The following is a 10550-nucleotide window of genomic DNA, read 5'->3' as shown; positions in this document are numbered from 1 at the left end:
CCGGCCGTCGCGGTCGTCCCGGCGGCGGTGGGGCCGGTGGCGGTGGGGCCGGTGGCGGCCTCGAGCGCGGACACGATCTCGTCGGCCTCGGTGTGCCGGCCGCGGGCGGCCAACCAGCGGGGTGACTCGGGGATGCGGCGGCGGAAGAACAGCACGATCAGCGCCAGCAGCCCGCCGAGCACGAACATGTAGCGCCACGAGGTGCCCGCTGCGAGCGCGAGCGTGTCGAGCAGCAGGTAGGCCAGCAGCGCGGCGATGACGGCGCCGGCGGGCCAGAAGTTCATCACGATCGCGTTGGCGCGTCCGCGTACCCGGGCCGGCATGAACTCCGCGATCGCGGCATTGACGATCGCGTACTCGGCGCCGACACCGAGCGCGGCGAGGAACCGCAGCACGTAGACCACCCCGAGGGTAGGGGCGAGCCCGGTCGCCACGGTGAACCCGGCATACCAGAGCAGCGTCGCCACGAACAGCCGGCGCCGCCCGAACCGGTCGGTGAGCCGACCACCGACCAGCGCGCCGAGCAGGATGCCGCAGAGCCACACCGCGAGCACGGCGGTGCGGGCGACCACCGAGGTGCCGAAGTGGTCACCGAGCGGTCCGACCGCACTGGAGAACAGCTGCACCTCGAACGAGTCGAACAGCCACCCCGCGCCCAGCGCGACCAGGATCGTCGTGTGCCGGGCGCTCCACGCCAGCCGGTCGAGCCGCGCCCCGATCGCGGCGGTCCCCGTCTCATCTGCAGGATTCATCGTTGACCTCCGGTGAACCGGTCGCGGATGTGGGAGTCGGGGAGCTGAGGCCACGCGGCGGGCACGCGGGGCCGGGCCCGCCGGCGCAGGGGGCGAGGGCCCGCAGCGTAGCGGCGGGCCAGCGCGGCGGGATCGGCGCCGGCGAAGTAGAGCAGCTTGAGCCACTGCATGAACACGAGCATCCGCAGTGTGCCGTGCTCGGTGAACCGACGCGCCGAGGCGGTGCAGGTCGCCGGTAGCAGCACGGTCCGCCCGATGCGAACCAGCCGGCGCGACAGCTCGAGGTCCTCCATGACCGGCAGGTCGGGGAACCCGCCCAGCGCCTGCAGCGTGGTGCGGCGAACGAACATGGCCTGGTCCCCGAAGATCCACCCGAGTCGGCGGGCTCGGGTGTTGGAGGTGGCCGCGACGTAGGCCAAGCCGGCGGTGCGGCGGTCGAAGCGCAAGGTCAGCCCACCGCCGACGACCGCTCGGTCGGCCAGGGCCGCGCGCAACTGCCCGAGTGCGGCCGGGTCGACCCGGGTGTCGACGTGGTGGATCCACAGCACGTCCCCGCTGCTGTGCGCGACGCCGACGTTGAGCTGGGCGCCGCGGCCGCGGACGCTGTGGACCAGCCGCGCCGGCGGGCGCACCAAGTCCGGGGTCGCGTCGCTGGACCCGCCGTCGACCACGACGACCTCACACCCGGGGAAGTCGTGATGCAGCCGCGCCAGCATGTCCCCGATCCGGGGTTCCTCGTCGAGAACCGGCACGATGATCGACACAGTGAGCGGGGTGGCCCGCTTGCCCGTCTCGACGGGAGCCACTTGCTCGGCGGGAGCCACTTGCTGGGCTGCAGTGTGCGTGTCGGCGGTGCTGCACCTGCCCGGCACGCGCTGCGCCGCGGGGTCGGCGTCCGGCCCGAGGTCCACTCCAGGTTTGCGTGCCACAGGCGGCCTTCCTGCTCGGGGGACGTGACCGGGGCTGGGAACCCGGCGGGACCCGGAACGCTTCCGAGGTCTTCCCGGCGATCTTTTATACGGTGATCTTTTCCGGCGCGGTGGGAAGCACCCGCGCCCGCGGCGGGTTCCCAGCCCGACACGAGACCGACAAGGCGGGAAGAGAGAGGGCTGCGTGACGAGGCTGGCGATCTGTGGGCGTCCCTACTCCAATCCGTATGCGCTGCGCGCGTTCGTCGAGCAGGCCCGGGCGCGCGGCGCGCAGCGGCTGTTCTGCCTGGGGGACTTCGGCGCCTACGGCGCTGAGCCCGAGGCGATCTGGCCGCTGCTGGTCGACAACGAGGTCGAGTGCATCGCCGGGAACTACGAGGTGGCCATCCGCAGCGGCCAGACCGACTGCGGGTGCGGCTACACCGACGACGCCGACAACGCGTTCGCCGAGATCGCCTACGACTACACCTTCCGCCACACCTCCCCCGGGTTCGCGGCGTGGATGCGCACCCTGGACACCGAGCACCGCGAGCGGATTGACGGTGTCGACGTGCACCTGGTGCACGGCTCCACCTTGGCGGTCAACGACTTCTGGTGGGAGTCGCTGACCGATACCCAGCACGAGCTGCGGGTCGCCGAGTCAGGCGCCGACGTCATCTGCTGCACCCACACCGGGCTGCCCTGGACCCGGCCGATACCGCGCCGCGACGGCGGACAGACGTTGGTGGTGAACGTCGGGGTGCTCGGGCGCCCGGCCAACGACGGCGGCACGCACGTCTGGTTCGCCATCCTCGACCTCGGCTCCGATGCCGCGGAGGACACGGTGTCGGCGGAGCTGGTGGCGTTGGACTACGACTGGCCCGCCCAAGCCTCCTCGATTCGCGCGGCCGGGCTGCCCGAGGCGTTCGCGCAGGCCGTCGAGACCGGGTATTGGACCACCTGCCTGGAGATCGTGCCCCCGGCGGAGCGATCGCAAGGCCGCTACCAGCTCTACAAGTCCGCCCTCCCGGACTTCTCTGGCGCAGCGGTGTCGTGGGCGGACACGCCGCCCATGTTCGACGACGGGCTGCCGGTGCTGCCGCTGTTCGGCTCGGCGATGTTCCCGCCGCGGTTGTGGCTCTACACCAACTTCCACTGCAACCTCGCCTGTGACTACTGCTCGGTCGCGTCCTCACCGCAGGCGACCCGCCGCGAGATCGGCACGGACCGGTTCCGGGAGCTGGTTGACGAGGCCGTCGAGGAGGGTTTCACCGAGCTGTACGTGACCGGTGGGGAACCGTTCCTGCAGGCCGACATCGTCGACAAACTGCTCTACGCCACCGAGAGCCTCGACGTGGTGTGCCTGACCAACGGGATGCTGTACCAGGGCTACCGCCGCGAACAGCTCCACCGCCTGGCCGGGCGCCCCCGGCTGACCTTGCAGACCTCCCTCGACGGCGCCCAGCCGCACCTGCACGACGTGCACCGCGGCCCAGGGTCCTGGGCCCGGGCGATGGACGGGTTGGACACCGCGCTGACGCTGGGCCTGCCGGTGCGGGTCGGGATGACCGAGACCCCGCAGAACACCGACCACGTCGAGCCGCTGCGGGAGCTGCTCGCGGCCAAGGGGATCGGTGGCCGCGACTTCGCGGTCCGCCCCCTGGTCAAACGCGGCCACTGCGACGACGGGATGCCGATCGGCGAGGACAACACTGTGCCCGAGCTCACCGTGACCGCGCAGGGCTGGCACTGGCACCCCGCCGGCGCCGATCTCGACACCTCCCCCGACATGCTGCTCGCCGGCCCGGACGTACCGATGGGTGAGGCCAAGCGGCGGGTTGTGGAGACGTTCCTGCGGCTGCGCCAGTCCGACGGATCGCTACCGCTGGTCTACAACTGCGCGGTCTGATGACCGACCGCGACACCGGACGGATGCGCCGGGCCCACCGGGGCGGCGCCCGGATCACCCAGCGCGGTGGAGCCCTCTGCTCATCTTGGTGCTCCTCGTCGGTGCCGCTGCGGTGGTGCTTGCCGTCAGCGACGGTCGAGCAGATCCGCGCCTGGGCCGAACGCGCCGGCTGGGCCGCCCCGCTGCTGTTCGCCGGGCTGTCTGCCGGGCTGAGCCTCACGCCGGCGCCGATCGTCGTGCTCAGTATCGGCGCCGGGGGGGCGTTCGGGCTGCCCGTCGGGGTGGGTGGTCATGGCGGGGGCGCTCGCCGGATCGGCGATCGGGTTCGGGTTTCTCGCGTGTGCTCGGCCGGGCCACGGTCGAGCAGCTGGGCGGCGACGACTGGCCAGGTTGGACCGGCTGCTGCGCCGCCGCGGCCTGCTCGCGGTCATCGCGGTACGGGCTGATCCCGCTGCTGGGGGCGTTCACCGCGCTCAACTACGCCTGCGGGCTCACCGCTGTCCGCACCCACGACTACCTGCCCGGCACCACGATCGGGACCGCACCCGGCGCGGCGGCCTACCTCACGATCGGCGCCTATGGAGCCACCCGGCTCGAACCCGTTCCTGCTCGCGCTCGGCGGCCTGGCAGCGCGGGCGATCCGCGGGATCATGGTCGCCCGACGCCGCCACAGCCACGTCAGCGGCGTCCCCGCTGGCCCGCTACGCGATGCCCTGCGGCCGGTGCGGCCGACCGGTGAGGAGACACAACCGATGACACCACCACCGAAACACGTCGCGATCCTGGGCGCCGGGCCGGTCGGGCTCGACGCCGCGCTGGCCTGCGTAGACGCGGGTCTGCCGTGCACCGTGTACGAGGCCGGCGCCACCGTCGGTGCGCACGTCGCGGCGTGGGGCCACGTGCGGCTGTTCACCCCGTGGCACATGAACCTGTCCCCGCGCATGCGCGCACACCTTCCCGGCCTGTCCGACGACGGGCGCTGCCCGAGCGGGAACGAGCTCCACGACACGGTGCTGCGACCACTCGCTACCGGCCCGGCGCTCGCCGGGCGGATCCGGCTGCGGCACCGGGTCCGGGCGGTCGGACGCGCGGGACTGCTCAAACACGAGGAGATCTCCACCGCGACCCGCGCCGCCGCACCGTTCCGGCTCCTGATCGAGGGGCCCGACGGCGAACGGGTGCACACCGCCGACATGGTGCTCGACTGCACCGGCACGTACGGCCAACCCAACCCGATGGGCGAGGGTGGCATCGCCGCTCCGGGCGAGACCGCGTTGCGCGAGCGGATCATCCGCACCCTTCCCGCGCTGGGCAACCACCAGCAGCGGGCCCGGTGGCGCGGCACCGTCCTGCTCGTCGGCGCGGGAAAATCCGCGCAGACCGCCGCGCAGAGCCTCGCCGCGCTGCCCGACGCCCGCCTGGAATGGGTGATCCGCGCCCCGGCCCCGGACTGGGGGAGATCCCCGACGACGCCCTACCCGCCCGCCAGACCCTCGTCGACACCGCCCGCCGCCTCACCGCCGGCCACCACGACCGCGTCACGGTGCACACCGGCACGACCGTGCAGGCACTGGAACCCGACCGCGGCCAGGTCCGGGTGCGGCTGCGCTCACCGCACGGCCCGCGCCACCTCACCGCGGACCATCTGCTGAGCCTCACCGCGTATGTCGGGGACGCCGCGCTGTATCGGCAACTGCAGGTCCACGAGTGCTACGCCACCGCCGCTCCGATGAACCTCTCGGCCACCCTGCTCGACACCGCCGGCCGGGACTGCCTGGCCCAACCCACCGTCGGTGTCGACGCCCTGCGCACCCCGGAACCGAGATTCTTCGTCCTCGGCGCGAAGTCCTACGGGCGGCTGAGCACCTTCCTGCTCTGTGTCGGCTACGAGCAGGTCGACCAAGTCCTCCACAGCCACACCCCGTCCTCACCAGCAACCAGCTCGCAGGAGATCCGATGACCCGGCTGCCCACGACGGCGGACACCACCGCCACTGCCGACAACCCGGGGCAGGCGGTCGGCCCGGGGCAGGCGGTCGATCAGGAGCAGGCGGTGGCCCGCCGCTACAGCGCGGGCGCGCAGCAGGTCGAGGCGGCGCTGTGCTGCCCGGTCGACTACGACCCGCGCTTCCTCACCGCGATCTTGCCGCAGGTGCTGGAGCGCGACTACGGATGCGAGGACCCCAGCCGCTACCTCGCCGCCGGCGAGACGGTGCTGGACCTGGGCTCGGGCACCGGGAAGATCTGCTTCATCGCCTCCCAGGTGGTCGGCCCGGCCGGGCGGGTCATCGGGGTCGACGTCAACGACGACATGCTGGCCGTGGCGCGCGCCGCGGCGCCGGTGGTCGCTGAGCGTGTCGGGCACGGCGGCGTCGAGTTCGGCAAGGCCCGCATCCAGGACCTCGCCCTGGACCTCGACGCGCTGGCACGCTGGCTGGCTGCCCATCCCGTCGCCGACCTCGCGTCGCTGGCCGCGTTGGAGGCCGAGCAGCGGCGGCTGCGCGCGCGGGCCCCGCTGCTCGCCGACGACTCGGTCGACGTCGTGATGAGCAACTGTGTGCTCAACCTGGTGGCGACCGAGCAGAAGACCGCGCTGTTCGACGAGATCTTCCGGGTCCTGCCCCGGGGTGGGCGGGCGGTCATCTCCGACATCGTCAGCTCCACCGAGGTACCCCAGCAGCTGCGGGCGGACCCGAAGCTGTGGAGTGGCTGCATCTCCGGGGCGTTGCAGGAGGAGGCGTTCCTGGCCGCGTTCGAGCGGGCCGGGTTCCACGGCATCCACCTGGTCAAACGGGACGCGCCCCCTGGCAGGTGGTGGAGGGCATCGAGTTCCGCGCCGTGACCGTCGTGGCTTACAAGGGCAAGCACGGCGAATGCCGCGACCACGGCCAGGCGGCCATCTACCCTGGCCCGTTCAAGGCGGTCCTCGACGACGACGGACGCGTCCTCGAGCGGGGGGTACCGACCGCGGTCTGCGCGAAGACCTTCGCGCTCTACACCCACGCCCCTTACACGGGACTGTTACAGCTGCTCGAACCGGCCCAACCGTTCGATCCGGCCACCGCGCCGCTGTTCGCCTGCACCCCACCGGCGACCGTCACCGGCGGCCCCGCGGTGGCGGCGCGCCGAAACGTCTGCGGACTCACCAGCCACGGCGGCGACCCGGCCGCCGCGTGCTGCTGAACCACTCGCTCACACCTGTGCAGGCCCCGACGCCACCCATGCGGCCGTCCCCCAGCCGGGCCCCCGCACCTACTCCGAGAGCGAGCACCTCATGCGGGATCAGCACGTCCAGCTCCCCCTGGCCGGTATCGGACTTCCCGACGTCGCCACCGGCGACACGGTGCACCTGGGCGCACTGGCCGGTGTGTGGGTACTGACCCTGATCCGGCACCGATTTTGACTGCCCTGCCAAGAACACCTGGTCCAGGTGCAACGCGACCTGTCCGACACCGGCATCGGGATGATCACCATCGGGTTCAGACCGCCGCAGCCACTGCACGACCTGGCCGACTACCTGCATCTGACCGGGCCGATGGTCTCAGACGAGCAGCGCACCGTCTACCGGCTGCTCGGGCTGCGGCGGGCACCGCTCCGGCGGGTCTACTCCCCGGGCACCCTCGCCTTCTACACCCGCGCCCGGCGGCGCGGGCAGCAGCTGCAACGCCCTGTCGAGGACACCCGCCAGCTCGGCGGGGACGCGATCATCGCCGATGGTGTCGTCACCCGCCGCTGGGCACCACGCAGCCCCGACGACCGCGTTACGCCCGCACGACTCGTGGCCGCCGCCCGCACCGCTGCACGGCTCTGAGACCGCCCGGCTGCGCCCGTGCCGCCCGGGTGTGCTTGCGCTGACCGGCCTGCCGCGCCGACGTCCGCCGCGCCGACGTCCGCCGCACCGAGGGCTGCAGCGGCGTCCGCGCCCCGGCGGCACCCTCGGCCGTGACCGATCAAGCTTCAGATGGGCTTCTTCGCCCACGAGTCGAAGCTGCCCACGGTGATCGACCCCGCAGGTGTTCATCGCCGCCCCGGGCACCCCCGCCGACGGGTCTCAGCTCAACCTCACCCGAGGTGGCTGGGAGAATGCGGTCGGGACGGTGGCCTTCACCTGCACCGACAGGAGCGAACAGGCCACCAGCCATCGCACCGGCTGATCCCGGGAGCGACCGACAGCACCTTCGTCGGGCACCTCGACGTTCAGGCCGCGGGACGGTTCACCCCGGGGGCGACTCGGCCGGCACCACCAACAACGTCACCGCCGACGCCACCGGCACGGCCACACCCACCAACACCGCGACCGGCTGCCTCAACTCCCACGACGCCATCGTGATCATCTGGCACAGCGACGGCGGCACCCACGGCGCACACCCGGACAGCTGGGGGTGACCTGGCACAACAGCCTCATCACCCCGGTGTCGTGAATTCCGCCCGGCGGATCGCGCCGGGCCTCATCCGCCCAACCCAGCCAACGGGTGCTCCTCCCGGGCCTGCGGCGTCGGGCGACGACCCGCGCCTTCGCCCACCACCCACCGGCGCCGGCGCGGGAAGCCCGACCGGCCGCCGGGGGCCTGTTCCCGAACTGCGACAGGCGGTGACCTGCGGTGAGCAATCATTGGGTCATCCGGCACCGGTATCGACCTGCGTGTAGCGGGCTGGGTCGGCGCGGAACGCATCCCGGCAGCCGGTCGAGCAGAAGTGGTAGGCCTTTCCGGCGTGTTCGGTGCTGGCGGTGGCCTGCTGAGGATCCACGGTCATTCCGCACACCGGGTCAGTCGCTGCCTCGTCGGGATCGGCGCCCATCGGCCCGACCGCCTTGCCGGTGGCGAACCTGGTCGGGTCGCTGGCGAACCGCTCCTGGCAGCGGTCGGAGCAGAAGTAGAACTCCTGTCCGTCGTGCTCGGCGGTGGCCGGGGCGTTGGCCTTCTCCACCTGCATTCCGCACACCACGTCAGTTGCATACCCGCTGCCGCCGCCGAAGCGCTCCCGGCTGCGGTACAGCCAGTAGATCCCGGCGAACGCGACCAACGCGATGATGTTGAGGATCGTGGTGTAGTTCCAATGCACCCCGGTGGGTACCACGGTGACCGGACGGGTGGCGGGGACCAGGTGCACCGCGGCGAACAGGTACTCCGTCGCCAGCCCGGCGATGCTCATCACCAGCCAGAAGGCTCCGACCAGCCGCAGTGCCAGCTTCGTGCCATAGAACTTGCGGTAGATCAGCACCAGCGGCAACGCGATCAGGTCGGCGAAGATGAACGCGATCGTGCCACCGAAGCTGATCCCCCCGTGCCACAGCGCCGCCGCCAACGGCACATTTCCCACCGAACACACGAAGCTGATCACTGCGATGAACGGGCCCAGCACCGCGTTCTCCACACTCGACCACGCCCCGTGCCCGGTCAGGAACAGCACCTGCCACACCGCGCTCGGGACACCCGCGAGGAACCCCGCGATCAACAGCCCCCCGACGAGCTCCTTGCGCAGCATCGCCAAATCAGACACCGTGTATCCGCGGCGTCGGCCCATGCCCCTGCGCTGCGCAACCGCCGCCCTAATGGGGTCCGCTCGGCGTCCTCGTCGGTCCCAGCGGCCGCAGCGAGCCGCCCCTGGATCTGCGCCAGCAGCCCGGCCGGCAGCACCCGCGGCAACAACACGGCCAGCAGCGCGATCATGATGGCGCCGCCGACGAACTGGGCCAGCGCGAACTGCCAGCCGATCAACAGCCAGATCACCAACCCGATCGCAACGTTGAGGTTGGTGGAGGCAAACATGAAGATCATCGACGCGGTGAAGTCAGCCGACCGGGCGAACAACGACCGCGCCAGCGCGCTGGCCGCATACGAGCACGACGAACTCGCCGCCCCGAGCAGCGACGCCCGCGTCGCCGACCCGACCGTGAGCCGGCCCAGTACCCGGTGCATCGCCCGCCGCGAGACGAACGCCTGCACCATCCCGGACAGCGCGAACCCCACGACCAGTGCCCACAATGTATCCCACAACATTTAGAAGGCCATCGCGACTCCGTCGCTGATGATGTGCCATGGGGTCACGACTGCTCATCCCTCCGGTTCTGTTGCCCGTCGCGGTGTTCGCGCCAGATCTCGCGTAGCTCGCCGAACACGAACCCCAGCCGCCCCAGCGGCGAGGTTGAGCACCCGGGCACGTCATCCCCTGCTGATCGCCGGCCGACCGGGCATGTCGGGGGCCGGTTCCCTTCGTCCGCAGGCCGTCCTGTCCGGTACATCGGTGCGCTCCTCTCCGTTGCCACATCAGCGATGTCGCTCCCGGGTTCGACGTAATTCAGTGGCCTGGAGTGTCGGATTAGGGGGTGACCTGGGCGGACATGGGTGCGGCCGCCTGGAGGCGTTTCTCTAGGCGGTGATGTCGTGGCTCGTCAGCGGGGTGCGGGTTGGAGGGTGACGACCTGCTTGGGGGTGGGGATCTCCAGCGTGGCCAGAAGGTCCCGCTGGGGCCTGGTCAGGGCAGTGAGCTGCTGGAACGTGCCGGCGGGGCCAGTGAAGGTGCCCAGGTGGAGACGGTCGAGCTCGCGACGGGTGTGGGTCCAGGTGGTGCCGGTCTGGGTCTCGACGATGCGGATGAGCAGGAGGGCGAGCCAGCAGAGGATGACGTGGGCGCGGATGCGTTCCTTGGACCGTTCCCGATCTTGTAGACACCCGGTCGTAGACTGCCGCTGATCGCAGCGGAGGGAATCGCGTGGCGACACGCCGACACTTCACCCAGGAGTACAAGGACCAGGCCGTTAGCCTCGTCCTCGATTCGGGCCGATCCATCGTCGATGTGGCGAAGAGTATCGGCGTCCACGAGATGACGTTGGGCAAGTGGGTGAAGAAAGCAGGGTCTTCGAAGTTAACCGGGCTTGGCTGGTCGGAGGGCCGCTCGGATGCTCGCGCAGCGTGATCGTAGGCGTTGGTTGATGGGGTTGCGGAACCCGAAGGCATTGCGGGCTTCGAGCTTGATCAGC

Annotated in this window: 14 protein-coding genes and 1 pseudogene (1 of these 15 running past the window's edge); 9 read left to right on the top strand and 6 right to left on the bottom strand. The window is 71.2% G+C overall.

The window, feature by feature from the left end; all coding sequences use genetic code 11:
• A protein-coding gene (locus KME75_RS32545) for an MFS transporter (protein ID WP_219418778.1) crosses the window boundary here: on the bottom strand, positions 1-752 show its 5' portion. It extends 100 nt beyond the left edge of the window; only the first 752 of its 852 coding nucleotides appear in the window; its start codon is at positions 750-752; its stop codon lies beyond the left edge, outside the window.
• Entirely contained in the window at positions 749-1558 is an 810-nt protein-coding gene (locus KME75_RS32540; RefSeq protein ID WP_219418777.1) for a TIGR04283 family arsenosugar biosynthesis glycosyltransferase, read from the bottom strand. Before KME75_RS32540 ends, KME75_RS32545 begins: the two co-directional genes overlap by 4 nt.
• A gap of 307 nt (positions 1559-1865) precedes the next feature.
• On the opposite strand from KME75_RS32540, the gene KME75_RS32535 reads away from it, so the two are divergent.
• The 8 genes from KME75_RS32535 to KME75_RS32505 all read left to right on the top strand — a co-directional run bounded on the left by KME75_RS32535 (position 1866) and on the right by KME75_RS32505 (position 7379).
• Positions 1866-3569, top strand: a complete 1704-nt coding sequence (locus KME75_RS32535; protein WP_219418776.1) for a radical SAM protein — start codon at positions 1866-1868, stop codon at positions 3567-3569.
• Between the two features lie 340 nt (positions 3570-3909).
• The gene (locus KME75_RS32530) at positions 3910-4308 is read left to right on the top strand and encodes a TVP38/TMEM64 family protein (RefSeq protein ID WP_219418775.1); all 399 of its coding nucleotides are present in this window, start codon (positions 3910-3912) and stop codon (positions 4306-4308) included.
• A 13-nt stretch (positions 4309-4321) separates the two neighbouring features.
• The gene (locus tag KME75_RS32525; RefSeq protein ID WP_219418774.1) at positions 4322-5221 is read left to right on the top strand and encodes an NAD(P)/FAD-dependent oxidoreductase; all 900 of its coding nucleotides are present in this window, start codon (positions 4322-4324) and stop codon (positions 5219-5221) included.
• Positions 5167-5529, top strand: coding sequence for a hypothetical protein (locus KME75_RS32520; protein WP_219418773.1), 363 nt, complete (start codon positions 5167-5169; stop codon positions 5527-5529). Before KME75_RS32525 ends, KME75_RS32520 begins: the two co-directional genes overlap by 55 nt.
• Positions 5526-6410, top strand: a complete 885-nt coding sequence (locus KME75_RS32515; RefSeq protein WP_219418772.1) for a methyltransferase domain-containing protein — start codon at positions 5526-5528, stop codon at positions 6408-6410. The genes KME75_RS32520 and KME75_RS32515 overlap by 4 nt, the downstream gene beginning before the upstream one ends.
• Complete coding sequence (locus KME75_RS32510; RefSeq protein ID WP_219418771.1) at positions 6407-6751, top strand: DUF8838 domain-containing protein; 345 nt, start codon at positions 6407-6409, stop codon at positions 6749-6751. The genes KME75_RS32515 and KME75_RS32510 overlap by 4 nt, the downstream gene beginning before the upstream one ends.
• Before the next feature lie 91 nt (positions 6752-6842).
• Positions 6843-6971, top strand: a complete 129-nt coding sequence (locus KME75_RS45290) for a hypothetical protein (protein WP_281424788.1) — start codon at positions 6843-6845, stop codon at positions 6969-6971.
• A 27-nt stretch (positions 6972-6998) separates the two neighbouring features.
• The gene (locus KME75_RS32505) at positions 6999-7379 is read left to right on the top strand and encodes an AhpC/TSA family protein (RefSeq protein WP_219418770.1); all 381 of its coding nucleotides are present in this window, start codon (positions 6999-7001) and stop codon (positions 7377-7379) included.
• Positions 7380-7782: 403 nt separating this feature from the next.
• Here the strand turns inward: KME75_RS32505 and KME75_RS32500 are convergent, their stop codons facing one another.
• The 4 genes and pseudogenes from KME75_RS32500 to KME75_RS32485 form a co-directional block, all read right to left on the bottom strand.
• A complete protein-coding gene (locus KME75_RS32500; RefSeq protein ID WP_219418769.1) occupies positions 7783-7962 on the bottom strand; it encodes a hypothetical protein in 180 nt (59 codons plus the stop codon).
• A gap of 223 nt (positions 7963-8185) precedes the next feature.
• On the bottom strand, positions 8186-9070 hold the full coding sequence (locus KME75_RS45285; protein WP_219418768.1) for a YHS domain-containing protein: 885 nt from the start codon (positions 9068-9070) through the stop codon (positions 8186-8188).
• A complete protein-coding gene (locus KME75_RS45280; protein ID WP_219418767.1) occupies positions 9022-9570 on the bottom strand; it encodes a permease in 549 nt (182 codons plus the stop codon). The genes KME75_RS45285 and KME75_RS45280 overlap by 49 nt, the downstream gene beginning before the upstream one ends.
• A gap of 392 nt (positions 9571-9962) precedes the next feature.
• Positions 9963-10223 (bottom strand): annotated as a pseudogene (locus KME75_RS32485) (IS1634 family transposase); the annotation flags it as partial.
• A gap of 59 nt (positions 10224-10282) precedes the next feature.
• Here KME75_RS32485 and KME75_RS47095 point away from each other — a divergent pair.
• Complete coding sequence (locus KME75_RS47095) at positions 10283-10486, top strand: transposase (protein ID WP_219418765.1); 204 nt, start codon at positions 10283-10285, stop codon at positions 10484-10486.
• Positions 10487-10550 lie beyond the last annotated feature (64 nt).

The organism is Pseudonocardia nigra, from assembly GCF_019396355.1.
GTDB classification, from domain to species: Bacteria; Actinomycetota; Actinomycetes; order Mycobacteriales; family Pseudonocardiaceae; genus Pseudonocardia; species Pseudonocardia nigra.
The sequence above is the reverse complement of the archived record's forward strand: the minus strand, read 5'-3'. Positions and strand labels throughout refer to the sequence as shown.

What these genes read in the sequence shown, in the direction of transcription:
- KME75_RS45280 (WP_219418767.1), bottom strand. Translation starts at nt 9,570, where the DNA reads ATGTTGTGGGATACATTGTGGGCACTGGTCGTGGGGTTCGCGCTGTCC.
- KME75_RS32525 (WP_219418774.1), top strand. Translation starts at nt 4,322, where the DNA reads ATGACACCACCACCGAAACACGTCGCGATCCTGGGCGCCGGGCCGGTC.
- KME75_RS32515 (WP_219418772.1), top strand. Translation starts at nt 5,526, where the DNA reads ATGACCCGGCTGCCCACGACGGCGGACACCACCGCCACTGCCGACAAC.
- KME75_RS45290 (WP_281424788.1), top strand. Translation starts at nt 6,843, where the DNA reads ATGCGGGATCAGCACGTCCAGCTCCCCCTGGCCGGTATCGGACTTCCC.